Annotated in this window: 14 protein-coding genes; 5 read left to right on the plus strand and 9 right to left on the minus strand. The window is 54.8% G+C overall.

All coding sequences use genetic code 11. The features are described from left to right. Positions 1-9 precede the first annotated feature (9 nt). From FIV00_RS19425 to FIV00_RS19445, 5 genes are all read right to left on the minus strand, one after another. Complete coding sequence (locus FIV00_RS19425; RefSeq protein ID WP_152502303.1) at positions 10-1,227, minus strand: MFS transporter; 1,218 nt, start codon at positions 1,225-1,227, stop codon at positions 10-12. A gap of 34 nt (positions 1,228-1,261) precedes the next feature. Next, positions 1,262-2,929, minus strand: a complete 1,668-nt coding sequence (locus tag FIV00_RS19430) for an NAD+ synthase (RefSeq protein WP_152504339.1) — start codon at positions 2,927-2,929, stop codon at positions 1,262-1,264. A 213-nt stretch (positions 2,930-3,142) separates the two neighbouring features. Further along, positions 3,143-3,541 (minus strand): GFA family protein, encoded by a 399-nt coding sequence (locus FIV00_RS19435; RefSeq protein WP_152502304.1) that lies wholly within the window; start codon positions 3,539-3,541, stop codon positions 3,143-3,145. A 177-nt stretch (positions 3,542-3,718) separates the two neighbouring features. Then, on the minus strand, positions 3,719-4,270 hold the full coding sequence (locus tag FIV00_RS19440; protein WP_152502305.1) for a response regulator: 552 nt from the start codon (positions 4,268-4,270) through the stop codon (positions 3,719-3,721). A gap of 247 nt (positions 4,271-4,517) precedes the next feature. Further along, positions 4,518-5,900: a class II 3-deoxy-7-phosphoheptulonate synthase gene (locus FIV00_RS19445; protein WP_152504340.1), complete on the minus strand. Its 1,383-nt coding sequence runs from the start codon at positions 5,898-5,900 to the stop codon at positions 4,518-4,520. A 274-nt stretch (positions 5,901-6,174) separates the two neighbouring features. On the opposite strand from FIV00_RS19445, the gene FIV00_RS19450 reads away from it, so the two are divergent. Beyond that, positions 6,175-6,906, plus strand: a complete 732-nt coding sequence (locus tag FIV00_RS19450; protein ID WP_152502306.1) for a VIT1/CCC1 transporter family protein — start codon at positions 6,175-6,177, stop codon at positions 6,904-6,906. Positions 6,907-6,938: 32 nt separating this feature from the next. Here the strand turns inward: FIV00_RS19450 and FIV00_RS19455 are convergent, their stop codons facing one another. Continuing rightward, positions 6,939-7,529, minus strand: coding sequence for a gamma-glutamylcyclotransferase family protein (locus FIV00_RS19455; RefSeq protein ID WP_152502307.1), 591 nt, complete (start codon positions 7,527-7,529; stop codon positions 6,939-6,941). A 53-nt stretch (positions 7,530-7,582) separates the two neighbouring features. On the opposite strand from FIV00_RS19455, the gene FIV00_RS19460 reads away from it, so the two are divergent. From FIV00_RS19460 to FIV00_RS19470, 3 genes are all read left to right on the plus strand, one after another. After that, entirely contained in the window at positions 7,583-8,794 is a 1,212-nt protein-coding gene (locus tag FIV00_RS19460; RefSeq protein ID WP_152502308.1) for an aminotransferase class V-fold PLP-dependent enzyme, read from the plus strand. 72 nt (positions 8,795-8,866) lie between these two features. Continuing rightward, on the plus strand, positions 8,867-10,402 hold the full coding sequence (locus FIV00_RS19465) for a diguanylate cyclase domain-containing protein (RefSeq protein ID WP_152502309.1): 1,536 nt from the start codon (positions 8,867-8,869) through the stop codon (positions 10,400-10,402). Between the two features lie 149 nt (positions 10,403-10,551). Beyond that, complete coding sequence (locus FIV00_RS19470; protein ID WP_209006624.1) at positions 10,552-12,144, plus strand: diguanylate cyclase domain-containing protein; 1,593 nt, start codon at positions 10,552-10,554, stop codon at positions 12,142-12,144. Positions 12,145-12,187: 43 nt separating this feature from the next. On the opposite strand, the gene gor is transcribed toward FIV00_RS19470, so the two are convergent. The 3 genes from gor to rpiA form a co-directional block, all read right to left on the minus strand. Further along, positions 12,188-13,564: a glutathione-disulfide reductase gene (gene gor, locus FIV00_RS19475; RefSeq protein WP_152502310.1), complete on the minus strand. Its 1,377-nt coding sequence runs from the start codon at positions 13,562-13,564 to the stop codon at positions 12,188-12,190. Positions 13,565-13,814: 250 nt separating this feature from the next. Beyond that, positions 13,815-14,330 (minus strand): DUF2059 domain-containing protein, encoded by a 516-nt coding sequence (locus FIV00_RS19480; RefSeq protein ID WP_209006625.1) that lies wholly within the window; start codon positions 14,328-14,330, stop codon positions 13,815-13,817. 54 nt (positions 14,331-14,384) lie between these two features. Beyond that, on the minus strand, positions 14,385-15,077 hold the full coding sequence (gene rpiA, locus FIV00_RS19485) for a ribose-5-phosphate isomerase RpiA (RefSeq protein ID WP_152502311.1): 693 nt from the start codon (positions 15,075-15,077) through the stop codon (positions 14,385-14,387). A 232-nt stretch (positions 15,078-15,309) separates the two neighbouring features. Between rpiA and FIV00_RS19490 the strand changes: the two genes are divergently transcribed. Further along, a complete protein-coding gene (locus FIV00_RS19490) occupies positions 15,310-17,082 on the plus strand; it encodes a methyl-accepting chemotaxis protein (RefSeq protein ID WP_152502312.1) in 1,773 nt (590 codons plus the stop codon). Positions 17,083-17,128 lie beyond the last annotated feature (46 nt).

Genomic DNA, 17,128 nt, shown 5'->3' on the forward strand with positions numbered 1-17,128 from the left:
CTACTAAGTTTAGATCGCCGTGCGTTCCGGCCGGTAGGCCTTCGCCATGGTGGCCAGAACACCGCAAAAGACTATGCAGTAGAGCCCTGCCGCCATGATCTGCAGATCGAAGGAAATCCCTCGATCGATCAACCATCCCATCAGCCCGGGACCGGCAGCCGATGCAAACACCATAAAGGCGAACGCCACAGACCTGATCGCACCCATGTGAGTGGTTCCATAGACTTCGGGCCATAGTGCCCCGACCAACGTGCCGTTGAAGCCGTTGGAGATCCCGACCAGACCCAAAAAGACAAAGGCTGCTGCTGGCGCATGAAAGAACGCAAGCACAGCACAGGCAATTGTCAGCGGCATAAGCGTGAATGGCAAAAGCTGGCGTGCGGAATAGCGGTCTATCAGCGGACCGATGACGAGCGCCGCGCAGACAACGCCCAAAGCCATGATGACGAAGGCACTGGCGAACACCTCAAGAGACCAGCCACGCAGCTCCACCAGATAGATCTGGTGAAAGAAAATTGCCGTGCCAATAAACGCGGGTGCGTTGACACCGAAAGAAACCAACCAAAACCTGGGATCCCGAAGGACTTCAGGTCGTGTCCACTGCCGCCCTTCCGGCCCCTTTTCGGCAACTTCCTTGGCGCTCGGCACTCTGTCCTTTGCAAGCAGTGTCAGTATCACCGGCATGGAAACTACGATCAGCACGAGCGCGGAAACAGTCCATGCACCGCGCCAACCGAACAGACCGCTCAAGGCAACAAAACAGATCGGAAAAAGCGCTTCTGCCGTCGGGAACCCCATCGTGGCGATTGAAACAGCCCTGCCTCTTTGTGCGGAGAACCAGCGTCCCGAAGCTGTGATCGCCGTGTGCGTCATCATTCCCTGCCCGCAAAGGCGAAGCCCGTAGAACGCAACAAAGATCATCCAGACAGTCGCTGTATTCGCCATCAGGACACAAAAAAGCGCAAGACCAACCATCACGACGGCGGCAATCCGCTGAACCGGGAAATGATCGAGGCTCTTGCCCACATAAGGCAGTGTCAGAGCACTGCCCAATGTTGCAAACATGTACAAAAGACCGATGTCACCGTGGCTGAGACTGAATTCTTCCCGCAAAGAACCGGCTGACAGGGAAATGAAAAACGTCTGCCCAAAACCGGAAAACACAGCCAGCAAATAGGAAGCCGAGAGCCAACGCGCGTTGTCACGCAGGAAACTGAAATAGCTCATGAAGCCTGCCAGGCAGAAAGGTGCGGAACCGGCCTCAGGTGCGGTCTCGGAACCTGTTGGTAATTGGGTAGCGGCGGTCCTTGCCGAAATTCCGCTCCGTGATCTTGACGCCGGGAGGCGCCTGACGCCGTTTGTATTCGGCGATATAAAGCAAGTGCTCGATCCGGTGGATCAACGCTCTGTCATGACCGCGTTTTTCAATGTCGCTAACAGACATTTCCTCTTCGACCAGACACTCCAGAATGTCATCCAGGACGTCATAAGGCGGCAAGGAATCCTGATCGGTCTGGTTTTCACGAAGTTCAGCGGTTGGAACCTTGGTGATGATATTGGAGGGGATGACCTCCCCGTCGGGCCCCTGCAGCCCTTTCGGCAGGTGCGCATTGCGCCAGGCCGACAAATGATAAACCTGCGTTTTATAAAGGTCCTTGATCGGATTGTAGCCGCCATTCATGTCGCCATAAAGGGTCGCATAGCCGACCGACATTTCCGACTTGTTTCCAGTCGTCATGACCATGTTGCCGAATTTGTTGGAGACGGCCATCAAGATGACGCCACGCGCCCGTGACTGTAGATTTTCTTCTGTCGTGTCTTCACGGGTTCCGCTGAAAAGGCCGGAAAGAGCAGACGTGAACCCTTCCACGGGCTCTGCAATCGGGACGGTGTCATAGCGGATACCGAGTGCTTTGGCACATGCGGCTGCGTCCTCGATGCTTTCCTCGGACGTATACCGATAAGGCAGCATGATCGCGTGCACCCTGTCAGCTCCCAGCGCATCCACCGCCATGGCTGCACAAATGGCGGAATCAATACCGCCTGACAGTCCCAGAACGACGCCCGGGAAGCCATTCTTGTTCACGTAGTCACCAAGACCCATCACGCAGGCACGCCAATTGGCCTCATCCAGATCCGGCAATTTGGCAAATTCGCCTTTTTCACAAGCCCAGGTGTTACCGGTCCTCGTCCAGTCGCTGATGCCGATGCCGGGTTCAAACTGTGGCATTTGAAACGCAAGACTTCTGTCCGCCGCCAAAGCAAAAGATCCGCCGTCGAAAACAAGTTCGTCCTGCCCACCGAGTTGATTGCAATAGATCAGTGGCAAATTAGTCTCGACAACGCGGGCAACGACTACCTGCATACGCTCTTCGGCACGATTCTCCCAATATGGAGACCCGTTTGGCACCATCAAAAGCTCAGCGCCCGTTTCTTCGAGGCATTCGCAGACTTCGTCGTTCCAGATATCTTCACAGATCGGCAAGCCGATGCGAACACCTCTAAAATCGACCGGGCCCGGCAATGGACCTGCTGCAAAGACGCGTTTTTCGTCAAAAACGCTATAGTTCGGCAGGTCGTATTTGTAACGGACGGCCTTGATTTCGCCCGCATCCAGAAGCGCGACTGCGTTGTAAACCTTACCGTCGTCAGCTCTCCAGGGTGTACCAACCACAAGCGCTGGCCCACCGTCAGCTGTTTCCTTTGCCAGCGCCTCCGCAGATTCCATGCATCGGCTGACAAATGCAGGCTTCAACACAAGGTCTTCAGGCAAATATCCGGCAAGAACCAACTCGGAGGTCAGAACGATATCCGCCTTGTTTGCAGCGGCCTCGGCTCGAGCCTTTCGAACAAGGTCCGTATTTCCGGCCACATCGCCAACGGTCGGGTTCAGCTGCGCGACAGCCAGTCTAAAACGATCAGATATCATGGGAGCAATGCCAGGAAGTGTCATTCACCCAAGATGTAGCCTGAAGAACGCCACCTGTCTATCTGATCTCGCGAACCTTGATATGTTCTTTGGTCCTGAGACGTCCGACAAGCAGATCACTCTTGCAGATGCATTGAAAGAGTTCTGACCTTTGCATCCTCGGCGTGAAACAAAGAGAATGACGTTTTCCGCAGGCCTCTTGGCTTGCTCGCGTCACGTCTGATCGGTCTTGATTTCGACACACCACCATTTCGGCCGACCGATTCGAAACGAATGGCCGGTTGGAACGAGGTCTTGTTTGGCGGGTTTGTCAAAGGCCCCGAGGAGCAGAGCTATTGTCGGCGCGTCATCGATAGCACCTAATGTGCTGCCGCACTTTTGGCAAAATGCCCGGGAAGAAATCTCTGATGATCGATACGTGGCCGGTTGACCACCCGGTCCTGTCCAAGCGACTGCCTTACTTGGAAATTCGACCCACGCCGCGGTGAGAGCTCCAGTGTGCTTGCGGCACATTTGGCAAGAACAGGTATGAGGGTTCAAGGCCGGACCAGTGACTTTGAAACGGATATTGCCGCACAGGCAGCCCCCGGTATGCACAATTGCCCTTGCCATCTACTTTTTCCTTTCCGGCCCATATCAAACTCCAGGGGCTACATTCGGATGTAGATTTTCCGGAACTCAGCGCAAGAACGCATGCTCCGTTGGCACCGGATTTCTCGAACCTAAAACTAGGTGATTGCGAGAAGATGGTTGCGTTTTGCTATGTGAGGAAAGGATGTCGGCTTCTGCTTAAAGCAGTGCCAAGCCAGAGGCGTCAAAATCCTCATAGGGCTGTGCCGGCGGCGCTTCGGCTTCAGGAGTATCTGACAGATTGAGTTTCCGGTGGAGTTTTTGGTGACCCGGTCCAAGAACTCCTTTGGATCGACCGTTCAGATCCTGGCGTTCCAGTGTTTCGCCAATATGATTGTACAGAACGGCGGGTGAAACCGGCTTGGCAACAAATCCATGAATACCGATACCAACCGCCTCCAGGATCGTAGCGCGTTTGGCATGAGCGGTCACAATCAAAACCGGTGTCGTGCTGATGAGCGGATCCCTGTCACCTCTCAGGATGCGCAAAAATTCATTGCCGCCAAAGGGACACATGACCCAATCGCACAGAACAATGTCGGGCTTCCGATCCACGACCAGTTCCAAGGCCTCTGCACCGTCACTTGCTTCGAAGGTGGCGCGAATTCCAAACCCAGTCAGGATTGAACGCATGATTGCACGCATGTGGGCATTGTCTTCAGCAATCAGACAGGAAATCTTTGAAAGATCCCACCGTTCGCGCAAAGCCATCTCCCCCGAAACTCGACAATCAACCCAACCGGCAATCAAAATCCACCCGGTTGTACTCAATCCCTGAAGCGCCCTGTCTCCTCGCCGGAACGTGGCAACGAGAGAAACGCCTCAAATGCAGGTATGCCCCTGGAGCGTTAAATGAGGCTTACCAAATCTGTGCCCTGCCGCGTTTTTTGTGCTTTGGAATCGAAAAGAGGCGGCCGAAGCCGCCTCGTGATAACGTTGCGTTAAGGAACAGGTCCGATCAGGCGCTTGCCGCAATCGGTTCGGCTTGCTTGTCGTCGCGTTCCTTCTTCAGGTTTTCCGCAATGAGGAAAGCCAATTCCAGAGCCTGATCAGCATTCAGCCGCGGGTCGCAATGTGTGTGATAGCGATCGCCAAGCTGTTCTTCCGTCAACGCTCGCGCACCGCCGGTACACTCGGTCACATTCCGGCCGGTCATCTCGACATGGACACCGCCTGCGTGGGTGCCTTCAGCGCGGTGAACGGCAAAGAACGCTTCCACCTCTTTCAGAATCCGGTCGAATGGACGGGTTTTGTAGCCGCCAGCGGACACAGTGTTGCCGTGCATCGGGTCACACGACCAGACAACGGATTTGCCTTCGCGTTCCACTGCCCGCACCAGCTGAGGCAGGTGGTCGAACACCTTGTCGGCACCGAAGCGGGCGATCAGCGTGAGACGGCCAGGTTCATTGTCCGGGTTCAGAACGTCGATCAGTTCCAGCAATCCATCCGGCGTCAGGGACGGGCCGCATTTCAGGCCAATCGGATTTTTGATGCCGCGGAAGAATTCCACATGGGCATGATCCGGCTGGCGGGTCCTGTCACCAATCCAGATCATGTGACCGGATGTAGCGTACCAATCGCCAGACGTGGAATCGACACGGGTCAGCGCTTCTTCGTAACCAAGCAGCAGAGCCTCATGACTGGTGAAGAAATCCGTTCCACGCATTTGAGGAACCGTATCGCCGCTGATACCGCAAGCGCGAATGAACGCGAGCGATTCCGCAATCCGGTCAGCCAGTTCCTTGTAACGGTGCCCTTGCGGACTGTCGGAGACAAAGCCCAGCGTCCATTGATGCACTTGATCCAGGTTGGCAAAGCCACCCTGCGCGAATGCGCGTAGCAAATTCAGCGTAGCAGCTGACTGCCGGTAGGCCATGGCCATACGCGTCGGGTCCGGGATCCGGCTTTCGGACGTGAAGTTGATATCGTTGATGATATCTCCACGGTAGCTCGGCAACTCTATGTCGTTCTTCTTCTCGATATTCGACGAACGCGGCTTTGCGAACTGTCCTGCAATACGTCCAACCTTCACGACAGGTTGAGCGGCGGCATAGGTCAGAACAACTGCCATCTGCAGAAAAACGCGGAAGAAGTCACGGATGTGATCTGGATGATGCTCAGCAAAGCTCTCCGCACAGTCTCCGCCCTGAAGAAGAAAACCATTACCGGCCGCGACATCTGCGAGCTGTTGCTTCAGTGCACGCGCTTCACCTGCAAAAACGAGCGGCGGATAAGTCGACAGGCGCTGTTCAACATCCGCCAAAGCCTCTTGATCCGGGTATTCCGGCACCTGCAAGATCGGCTTCGATCTCCAGCTGTCCGGGCTCCACTTCTCCGCCATCATTCCTACTCCTCATTGGACCTGCAGGTTCGTTCCATTTGGCCAACCTGACAGTCCACGACAAATTCGTTCGTTTTCGCTTGCCCAAATCGTGCAAACGTGCGGCCTTATACACGCCAAGTGCTGATTATGCCACAGGGCATTCCGCCAAATTTCAATGGAATTCCGGTTCGATTTTCCAAGAAATCCTGGCCTGAATTATCGCGAGCCTTGAGGCGGATCATGGCGCGGCACCCAAATAGCGCAGAACCTGAGCAAAATTCAGGACACTTCCATGCCGCAGCCAAGTCTCGAACACAGCCACCGGCCCTCAGATATCTCCGTCCGCCTCGCAGCCGGTCCAGACACCAGCTATTTGCGGGATTGGATCTATGGCGGGATTGATGGTGCCGTAACGACCTTTGCAATCGTTGCCGGATCCGTTGGCGCGAACCTCTCAACGAAAGTCATCCTTATCCTTGGAATTGCAAATCTGCTTGCAGACGGGTTTTCGATGGCCGCTGCCAATTACAGTGGTTCCAAGTCCGAAAACGAGGACTTTCAGCGCTTGAAAGCCATCGAGGAAAAACACATCGAGTTTGAACCGGACGGTGAAAGGGAAGAACTGCGACAGATCTTTTCCGGCAAGGGGTTTTCCGGTGATGACCTTGAAGAGATCGTGCGACTAATCTCCTCAAACCGGACCACATGGATCGAAACCATGATGCAGGCCGAATACGGAATGTCGGACGCCATGCGCAACCCGCTCAAGGCAGCCCTTTATACCTTTGCGGCGTTTGTTCTCTTTGGTTCGATCCCGCTGGTTCCCTTTGTCCTGCCGTTTCCAGCCGATGCCGTTTCAGCAACGATCCTAACGGCGATAGCTTTCTTCGCGATCGGGTCTTTCCGGGCGAAGTGGTCTCAAAGGCACTGGATGTCCTGTGGAGTGGAAACAATGGCGATCGGCATGTTGGCGGCTGGTATCGCCTACCTTGCAGGTCATGGTCTGCAGACCTGGCTTGGCTAGGCCGGGCGCAAAAGGTGTTTAACAGGCCCGTTTCAGGACTGCATATATTCAACGCCCTTGTTGGTCAGCTTCTCGTCCACGAGAAGCGCAAGGTCCTTCTCAAGCCGGATGCTACGCGGATAATGCGGTTTGTGCCGGTCGTAGAGCACAGGGGCCTGCCATCCGTCAGTCGTTTCCAGGAAGTGGTCGATCCCCTCTTCACCCCAGATCCCGTAGTAGCCTGCCAGCACACAATCCAGGTAGCTCTGCAGAATGGGATGAGTGTCGTTACCCCACCTCAGATGCTCCGGTGTCGCCTTGAAGAGAAAAAGATCGGCAGGGCCAGGCTCGTTCTTTGCCTCACAGGCAAAAGCGGTTCCGATTGCCTCGACCTTTTCGTAGCGGCGTTCGCGATGCTCCAGTTGAGCTAGGCCCGCTTTTGCCTCACGCGCCATTACGCCCCAGATTTCGCTACCTTCCTTTTTGCGAACGCTCAAGGCACATCGACCTTGGCCATCTTCACCAATGCCGCAAACACGCCATTCGCGGACCCAGCCGCTCAGACGACCAGGCGTTACGTCCATTGCAGCGGGAATGGTGTCAACATTGACGAGAGAGCCATAACCAAAATAAGTGATTGTCATGATGAACCGGTCTTGAGTCTCCAGATTACTCTTGATGCTGCATGAGGGTTGCCATGATTGTCCCTTCTCTGTCTCAACAAGATGTCGAGCTCTTGCGGGCAGACACACCCGGTGTAGGCCAGCTAATCCACTTTAACAATGCCGGTACGGGTCTGGCCCTGCAAACTTCACTGCATGCTGTCAAACAGCATCTCGACCTTGAGGCTAAGATCGGTGGCTATGAAGCTGCGGCCTCGGCAAAGGCTGACCTTGACGGTTTTTATACGGCACTTGCCGCGCTGATCGGCAGCAAGCCGCATGAAATTGCCTATGTCGAAAACGCAACCCGCGCCTGGGACATGGCCTTTTATGCCATAGACTTCCGGGAAGGCGATCGCATCGTGACCGGGCGTGCGGAATATGTGTCCAACTACGTTGCCTTTCTCCAGATGAAGCGCCGCAAAGGTATCGAGATCGACATTGTAGAAGATGACGCAGACGGGCAGATCGACCTCAAGCAGCTTCAGTCTGCCATCACGCCGAGAACCCGGTTGATCGCTTTGACTCATATCCCGACCTTTTCCGGCCTGATCAATCCAGCCGAAGACGTTGGCGAGATCGCGCGCAAGGCCGGTGTCCTGTATCTGCTGGACGCGTGCCAGTCGGCTGGCCAGATACCGCTCAGCGTCAGTGAAATCGGATGTCAGATGTTGTCCGGTACCGGTCGAAAGTATCTGCGAGGGCCTCGAGGCACAGGATTTCTCTACGTCAGCGACCAGGTGCTTGATCAACTCGACCCACCTTTCGTCGACCTGCAATCGGCTGAATGGATCGACGAAAAATCGTACCGGCTCGTACCTGGTGCTCGAAGGTTCGAAACCTGGGAAAGATATGTCGCAGGGCAAATCGGTCTGGGAGTTGCCACCACATATGCCATTGGGTTCGGCATGGAGCGTATTGGCAATCGCATCTGTGCTTTAGGCGCACAATTGCGCTCTGAACTTAAAGGCATCACCGGGTCCAACCTCCATGACAAAGGTGCCAGAAAGGGCGGTATTGTGACCTTCACGCTTGAAGGCGAACCAGCGGAGCAAACCAAATCCCGACTGTCTGAATCATCGATCAACGTCTCGGTCAGCACCGCGAGTTCGGCACGCATCGACCTGCCCGAACGAGGGTTGGATTCGGTCGTGCGCGCCTCCCTGCATGCTTATAATACTGAAGATGAAATCGAACTCTTTGTTAAGGCTCTTCGAAGAATTGGGGAGAAGTCTCCCAGAAAATAACCTCAAGGGCAGACAGTTTTAAGTCTTGGAGGCTAGTGTTGTTTCGTTTTTAACGTAACAGGTGACCTGCCTTTGCTTGGCAAACGCAAAAATGACAGCGCTCCGCACAGCCTTTCTTCCACCGGATTAAATGCCGGGCGGAAAATAACTGTCTGGATTTACGGGTTAGCAGCACTGCTCATCGTGCTGTCTGCAGCCTCGCTGACATTTATTGCCCACATGGCCTGGCGTGAAGCCGATCGTAAGGCGCTGGAAAGCGAGCAAATGCGCATGGACGCAATGCTCAAGGACATTCACTGGCAGATTGGGCGCGATCAACTGTCTTTGGCGCAGTGGGACAAGACCTTCAACGCCGTGCAGGCCCCACTCGACAAGGAATTCATCAAAGACGAACTCGTCGAATACCTTTGGGAAGACTATGTGCTGGATCGTACGTTTATCGTCGGCAAAGACGGGATGTTGATTGCAGAGGCTGTTGAACTGGAAACCAGGTTCGAACCCAAACAGCTGCCCCCCGACAACCTTATAAGAAAGCTGGCAGATCAAACACGAGCTGACTTTGAGGCCAAGCGCGGTGAGTCAGGATCCGTCTTTTCAGACTGGTACATGCCGCAATCGGTTCTTCTGGACCTTTCAGCTGCAACATTTGCCCTTGTGGACGGCACGCCCGCGTTCCTGAGCGCCATGCCCATTCTACCAGATGACGGCCAGGTGCAGCTCAATGAGGACTATCCACTCGTTTTGGTGAATGCCGCCTATTTCGATGAAGACTGGATCGCGGAAATCAACGACCAGCTCTCTTTCAAGGATCTGCATTTTCAGCTTGGGATGCCGTCACAGGATGATGTGCGCAATCATCTGGTAGTGGCAGCCGACGGTTCGGTGTTCGGATACTTTCGATGGGATCATGCCAAGCCGGGTCGCGAAATATGGGCGGCTGCCCTCCCCTTGATTTTCGTTCTTGCAACTCTGATCGCCGTTGTCGCTTTCGCAGCGGCGAGCAAGATCAGCAGATTGTCGACGTCGCTGGAGGAAAGCGAGCGGAAAAACCATTATTTTGCCAGGCATGACGCCTTGACCGGCCTGCCGAACCGACATCATTTTTCCGATTGCCTTGCCTTTGCCCTGGACAACTTGCCCGACCGTCCGTTCGCGATATTCACGTGCGACTTGGATCGCTTCAAACCGGTCAATGACACTTACGGCCATGAGGCCGGCGACAAAGTGATCTGTGCCGTCGCAGACCGCCTTCAAGGTCTCGTCGCAGACAAAGGTGTTGTCAGCCGGATCGGCGGTGATGAATTCATCATTCTGGTGACGAGCCTCTCTGACAAACACCCGCTGCAGCTCTTGGCAAATCAGCTCAGATCCGCCGTTGCGCAACCGTTTGATATCGGCAATGGACAGCAAGTGGAAATCGGCATCTCTATCGGTATTGCGACGGCGCCGGACTGCGGCGCTACCGAAAAAGACTTGATCCGTCTCGCGGACATGGCTCTCTATCGCGCGAAAGACAACGGCCGAAATGCCTTTGAGTTTGCCATGGCTCCATCCGCGCCTGACGCGGGAGACATGTCGGGTTTCACCACCCAATCAAAGCTGCACTAAGTTCAATCCGTCCACCTTTATCCGTAATACTGGCAATGTGATCAGAACCGAAAATTGCATAAACCCATTGATACTACTTGTAAATTTCAATTTTTCCGCACGTCTTATTAAGCAATCTCTGCTTAGAATTTCATCACATACAGCAACCCATGGCGTTCATCTTGGTTGATGGTGCCAAACAGGATCAAGGTGTGAGCGAGCCTGCCAATAGATACAGCGACCGGACCTGGAAAGTTCCGCGGCAGCAGATATCGCGACTGGCCTTCCTGCTGGCCGGGCTGCTTATCGCTGTGACTGCGGCGTCGCTCGTGTTCGTAGGGCTGGTCGCGTCTCACGCATCGAACCGGCAGGCCATAGACAATGAACAGCAATTGTTCGACGGCGCTCTTGCTTACCAATTGCGGACAATTGTACGGGAACAGATCAGTGTTGCCTCATCGGACGAAGCTGTGGCGCGTCTCGTCAACTCTCTGGATCCGGTTCATATTCAGCACAGCTTCGATACGCTTTGGACCGACTATCGGCACAACAAGGTGGTGCTGATCTCCGGTGGCGGTGAGGTTCTGGCAGAGTCCTTTGATGACTACATCCACATTATCCGGCGCCCCGTTGCAGAAACGCCCGCACTCCAAACTGTTCATGAAAAGCTGAAACTGCTTTATCAGCGAAACCGTGTCCGTGTCCCTGGCGGTTTCGGACACAGATCCTTGCAAGGTGTTGACCCGAGCGAATATGCGCTCATGGGTTTCACACGGATCGACGGCAAACCGGCCATTTTTGGAGCCATGCCGATTGTTCCGGACAAACATGCGCAAACTCTGCCGGACGGTCCTCCAACGATCCTCTTCTCTGCCCGCTATCTGGACAGTTTGCTGTTAAAACAGCTGAATGCCCAACTCCGGTTTGAATCCTTTTCCTTCGTTGAAGGCAGTGACCCGGGCGCTCGGGAACCTTTTCACCTGGTCTCAGACCCTAACGGTGAACCGGTCGGCACCTTCAAGTGGGCTAGCCAGACCGAAGGAACGTCCATTTGGCCAACGGTCATTCCGGTGATTGCTGTTCTGAGCGTTGCTCTTGCCGCACTTGCATTCGGAATCGCGTGGCGCATCGGACAGCTGACAAGCTCCCTTCAAGCCAGTGAGCAGCAGAACCGGTTTCTTGCCTTGCATGACACGTTGACCGGGCTTGGGAACAGGCTGCAGTTCAACCGATCGCTCGAAGCGTCCGTCGAGGCCTTACCGGATCAACCCTTTGCCGTTGTCCATTGTGACCTCGACAAGTTCAAGGCGGTCAACGACACCTTCGGTCATGCCGCGGGTGACAAGGTCATCAGAACCATTGCAGAGCGTCTGCAGGACATCATTGCAGAACGTGGACTTGCCTGCCGCATCGGCGGAGACGAGTTCATGTTGCTCTACAAGGGAACGCTCACTCGCGCTGAGTTGACGCGTTGTGCGAAGGCAATGATCAGGGCTGGAAATGAGCCGATTTCCCTGGACGCCACAACATCTGCTCAGATCGGCATGAGTGTTGGGATTGCGATTGCGCCTGAAGATGGCGCGACATTTGAGCAGCTCGTCGCAAGGTCCGATGCCGCACTTTATCATTCCAAGAAACTGGGACGCGGCAGATACTCGTTCTTTGAAGAAACTTTCCTCAAGGAAGAAGAGACCAGTCAAGCGACAGGTCAGGAGCGTGCACGCCGTCAGGTTCGGCGATCCGGAACCGGCCCGGCGGCGTGAAGACCGCCGGGACTTCTCTTTTCAAAACTATGACAGAACGCGATCAGCCCCGGAGCTGTTCTGTCGGCTCACGCATGGTGACCAACTCTTCCGCTGCGGTTGGATGTACGGCAATAGTCCGATCGAAATCAGCCTTTGTCGCCCCCATTTGCAGTGTAACGCCGAGAATCTGAGCCAGTTCTCCAGCGTCCGGTCCAACCACATGCACTCCCAACACTTTCTGTGTCTTTGCATCGACGATCATCTTCATGAGCATCTTCTCGTCGCGCCCGGACAAAGTGTGCTTCATCGGCCGGAAACTGGATTTGTAGATATCAAGATCTGGCGTTTTCTCGAGCGCCTGTTCCTGTGTCAGTCCAACGGTTCCCATTTCGGGTTGGGAGAACACGGCTGTCGCGATCAGGCTGTGGTCGACCGTCCAGGCATTGCCGCCGAAAACGGTGTCTGCAAAAGCATGACCTTCCCGGATAGCGACCGGCGTCAGGTTGGCCCGGTTGGTAACGTCGCCGACAGCGTAAATCGACGGGACGCTTGTCTGCGAGTCATCACTCACTTTGATGGCGCCGATCTTGTCCATTTCAACGCCAGCCTTTTCAAGGCCGAGGTCGCTGGTGTGCGGACGACGTCCGATTGCAAACATGATCTGACCGGCCTGGAGGCTGCGCCCGCCCTTGGTTTCGCCGACCAGCGAGCCGTCAGCCTGTTTTTCGATCTTGGAAAAGGTGTCATTCAAAATGACGTTGATACCTTTCTTTTCCATCTCTTCACGAACAGTCGTTCTCAAGTCACGATCAAATCCACGAAGGATCTCCTCACCGCGGTAGATCAATGTGGTGTCGACACCAAGACCATTGAAAATGCCGGCAAATTCGACCGCAATATAGCCACCACCCGCAACCACGATCTGGTCCGGCAATTCACTCAGGTGAAAGGCTTCATTGGACGTGATGACATGTTCCACACCCGGAAGGCTGGTATCAACATTGGGTGATGCCCCAACGGCGATCAGAATATACTTGGCCGTGATGGTCTGACCGGTTGAGAGCAGACGAACCGTGTGAGCATCTTCGACAACCGCGCGGCTGTCGTGTATGTCCACATCGGTTCTTTCCAGATTGCGCCGATAAATGCCTTCAAGCCGGGAAATTTCCTGGTCCTTCGCGGCAATCAATTTGGTCCAGTCAAAACTGCGCTCGCCAACCGACCAACCGAAGCCTTCCGCGTCTTCAAACTCCTCAGAGAACTTCGAGGCATAGACAAAGAGTTTCTTCGGGACACAGCCGCGGATAACGCATGTGCCGCCGTAGCGATACTCTTCTGCGATCCCGACACGGGCACCATGGGTCGCCGCGATGCGCGCCGCGCGCACACCGCCGGATCCGCCCCCGATGACAAACAGATCGTAGTTGTATTCAGTCATCACAGCCTCTTCATTCTCAGCCTTGTCGGCTTTTGCTCTTTTGTTTCATTCGGTGCGCAGATAAGCGGTCGGATTTTTCAAACAAGCCCCGGCGCAGAAACGGACAAATGCCAACGAAGAGAGTTGCCCGCAAACCCAAACGATTTGGGCCGCGTTCGCGGCCCTTCACGTCAGCCAGAAGGCAGACGTCAAATCATCGTGTAGTTCATGTGTCCGCTCGATGCCGGCCGGCACTCGAGGGCACACGGGCTCACTGAGCGCTGTCGATACGCTCGAGCTCTTGCTGGACCAGTGTCACCATTTCGGTGGACAGAGCGTCCTGCCATTCGCGAGCAGAAGCAACCGACTTGGACGTGACAACCGGGATCGAACGGGTCAGTTTCTGTCCAAGATCAGTGCTGTAGAATTCAGCAAGCTGATTGAGTTCTTCTTCCGTGAAGCTCTCGGCCCACAGCGTATAAACTCTCTCGTTCAACAGAGCGCGTTTTGGTGCCAGTTGCAGTGCGATCTTCTGGGTAACGTCGATGACGTCCTCTGCACGCGTCGGCTGCGCCTGAATGAAGGCAGTTCGGGTCTGCTCCGCCAGCAACGGCAGGATGTCATCAAACGGCTCCAGCATCCTGGTGGCGATTGTCACCTTTTTTGCCGCTGCCAGATGGCTCTCTGACGGACCATCCTGTGCAAGCGCGGCCGTCGACAGGCAACCGGTAGCCATCATGACTGCGCCCAGAACAGCTGCCCGCGGGAATGATTTGATTAGCTTCATTTTTTTACTCCTAGGCGGCTTCCTCATGAGCCTGGAAAGCCATTTCCATACTACTTAGATGGGCAAGACGGTCTTTACCCCATCTGTGCCTGCCACGTAAGCCTTTGTTGCAAGATCGATGAAAAGACCATGTTCGACCACGCCTGGTATGGCAACCAGGCGCGTGGCGAGAGCCTTCACATCGGAGATTTTTTCAAGGTGCGCATCTAGGATAAAATGGCCTCCGTCGGTCACGAAAGGTTGTGAAGCACCTCCTCGCAGCACCAATACGTCCGGAAGTCCCAGATCACTCAGCACCGTGACAATTGCCCGCCGCGTTGCTTCCAGTCCAAACGGGACCACTTCTATCGGCAACGGAAAACGCCCAAGTGCGTCAACTTCCTTGCTGCCATCGGCTATCACAATCATGCGCTCGGACGCTGCCGCCACGATTTTCTCACGCAGCAATGCGCCTCCCCCGCCCTTGATCAGCGCGAGTTCCGGATCGAATTCATCAGCACCGTCAACGGTCAGATCGAGCTGAGGCATTTCATCCAGAGTGGTCAGTTTGATGCCCAGCTCGGTTGCAAGATCTCGCGTGCGTTCGGACGTGGGGACACCGACAATGTTGAGGCCGCCAGCCACACGCTTTGCAAGCGCTTGAACAAAAAACTCTGCCGTTGAGCCCGTTCCAATGCCAAGCCGCATTCCATCGGTAACGTCTTCTGCCGCGCGTTCGGCAGCTTCCTGTTTAAACTGATCGCTCATTACCTGTTCCTCCGGTCAACGCCCGTTGCGGTGCATGTCGACCGGCCGTCTCTTTTCTGGCCGCCGGGTGCTTAACATGGCCAGCCTCCGCCGGTCCAGTGACATTCCCCTTTTCAAAGGGAAACTGCCGCCGACCACGAACAGTTCCGTATGGTTAATTTGTTAACCATCATTTTAGACCGACACTCGATAATACTTGAAATTATTCAGTGTTCGGGAAGCACAGAATCAGATGAACATCTTTCGACTGAAACCGCGACGCGATCAGGACAATATTGCTTTGTCGGACGACTTAGCTCGCGATGAGACCACTGAAATTGAACTTTCGGCTGAAAAAAATGATCCTTCTCACGCCGACCAGATGGGTTTTGTGCTCGACAGCCTTGAGGACGATCTACAAGTCGCAGCCAAGTCGATCGATTCATCAGCACAAAAGGTGCAGAGCCGCCTCGACAGCCAGATGGAAACGCTCGCGACAATTCGCAGCGGCAGTCAGTCACTCGCCGACCAATCAGCAATTGCCGAGGAAAACGCCACCGGGCTTGCAGCTTCCATCGAAGAGCTGACGGCATCCAGCGGAGAAATCGGCAACCAGGTCGGCGTGTCCAATGAGCTTGCCAATGAAGCCCGGGATGTTGCCGACGAAGTCAATCAAGGCGTTATGGATCTGAAGCAGGCGATTGATGACATTGCGAATGTTGTCAGCCTGATCTCGGACATCGCCAAGCAAACCAACCTTCTGGCTCTCAATGCGACGATTGAGGCTGCCCGGGCCGGTGAAGCAGGAAAAGGCTTCTCCGTTGTGGCAAGCGAGGTCAAAGCCCTGTCGGTTGAAACACAATCGGCGACCGAACAGATCGTTGCCAATATCGATCGGCTCAATCAGTCTGCAGAGCAAAGCTTGGGGTCTGTCGGACAGATCATCGACGTGATCGGCAAAATTCGTCCGAGCTTTGCAGCCGTTGAGGAAGCCGTTCAGACCCAGATCGAAACAACAAACGTTATCGGTGGTCAGGCGCACAAGACCGCCGACTTTGTGCAGGAAGTCGTCCACACGGCCCAATCCATCACCAATTCCGCAGCGAAGGCAGAGGAAGGTGGTACGCTGGCGCGCGAAACCGGCGTTGAGATGAGTGCTGCAACCCGTTCTCTGCAATCTCGTTTCACAATGATGATCCGTCAAACCGGGATGGGTGACCGCCGACAATCCGACCGATTGCCCGTCAAGATTTCGGGTACGGTATCAAGTGGCTCAAAGAACGTCCGTATCGAAACGCTTGATATTTCCGAAGGTGGTTTGCTGTTCAAGCCGGATGAAAATAGCAATTTCTCCAAAGGCTTCACGCTACACTTGGACCTGAATGGCATTGGCCAGACCGAAATGAAAATTGTCGCGGTTTCGGAAAGCGGCTGTCATTGCGCATTCAGTGATCCAAATGACGCATTCAAGGCTGGTTTGAAGCGAAAGATCGCGGCCATACACGAAAGTCATGCAGCCGAAGTCGAACGCGCACAATCCGGTGCTGCAAGGATCGCCGCCGCAATGGAAAATCTGCTTGCTGCGCGCACACTTACTCAAGACGATCTTTTTGACACGGTCTACAAACCGATTGCCGGAACCAATCCGCAACAGGTCTCGACACGCGCGCTCGCCAAACTGGAAGACATATTGCCCGAGATCCAGGAAGACATTCTTGAAAACTGTAAAGGACTGGCCTTTTGCGCCACCGTTGACCGGAATGGCTACCTGCCGGTTCACAACCTTGTCTATTCGAAACCCCAAAACCCGGATGATCCCGTCTGGAACGCGGCCAACTGCAGAAACAAACGCATTTTCGACGATCGTGCCGGTCTGAGCGCTGCGCGCAACACCCGCCCTTTCCTGATCCAGTCCTACGCAAGGGACATGGGTGGCGGCAACATCGTCTGGATGAAAGAAGTCGATGCTCCCATTATCGTGCAAGGTCGACATTGGGGCGGTTTCCGCACTGCCTACAAGCTCTGACACCAATGAGCCCCAAAACGATGTCTCCCATGCCGGTTGATTGGCT

It is taken from the genome of Labrenzia sp. THAF82, from assembly GCF_009363435.1.
Classification (GTDB): Bacteria; Pseudomonadota; Alphaproteobacteria; order Rhizobiales; family Stappiaceae; genus Roseibium; species Roseibium porphyridii.

Excerpts from the sequence above, each read along its gene's own strand:
- FIV00_RS19440 (WP_152502305.1), bottom strand. The coding sequence starts at position 4,270 with ATGGCTTTGCGCGAACGGTGGGATCTTTCAAAGATTTCCTGTCTGATT.
- FIV00_RS19435 (WP_152502304.1), bottom strand. The coding sequence starts at position 3,541 with ATGGCAAGGGCAATTGTGCATACCGGGGGCTGCCTGTGCGGCAATATC.
- FIV00_RS19490 (WP_152502312.1), top strand. The coding sequence starts at position 15,310 with ATGAACATCTTTCGACTGAAACCGCGACGCGATCAGGACAATATTGCT.
- FIV00_RS19430 (WP_152504339.1), bottom strand. The coding sequence starts at position 2,929 with ATGATATCTGATCGTTTTAGACTGGCTGTCGCGCAGCTGAACCCGACC.
- FIV00_RS19445 (WP_152504340.1), bottom strand. The coding sequence starts at position 5,900 with ATGGCGGAGAAGTGGAGCCCGGACAGCTGGAGATCGAAGCCGATCTTG.
- rpiA (WP_152502311.1), bottom strand. The coding sequence starts at position 15,077 with ATGAGCGATCAGTTTAAACAGGAAGCTGCCGAACGCGCGGCAGAAGAC.
- FIV00_RS19480 (WP_209006625.1), bottom strand. The coding sequence starts at position 14,330 with ATGAAGCTAATCAAATCATTCCCGCGGGCAGCTGTTCTGGGCGCAGTC.
- FIV00_RS19470 (WP_209006624.1), top strand. The coding sequence starts at position 10,552 with ATGGCGTTCATCTTGGTTGATGGTGCCAAACAGGATCAAGGTGTGAGC.
- FIV00_RS19455 (WP_152502307.1), bottom strand. The coding sequence starts at position 7,529 with ATGACAATCACTTATTTTGGTTATGGCTCTCTCGTCAATGTTGACACC.
- FIV00_RS19460 (WP_152502308.1), top strand. The coding sequence starts at position 7,583 with ATGATTGTCCCTTCTCTGTCTCAACAAGATGTCGAGCTCTTGCGGGCA.
- FIV00_RS19450 (WP_152502306.1), top strand. The coding sequence starts at position 6,175 with ATGCCGCAGCCAAGTCTCGAACACAGCCACCGGCCCTCAGATATCTCC.
- FIV00_RS19425 (WP_152502303.1), bottom strand. The coding sequence starts at position 1,227 with ATGAGCTATTTCAGTTTCCTGCGTGACAACGCGCGTTGGCTCTCGGCT.
- gor (WP_152502310.1), bottom strand. The coding sequence starts at position 13,564 with ATGACTGAATACAACTACGATCTGTTTGTCATCGGGGGCGGATCCGGC.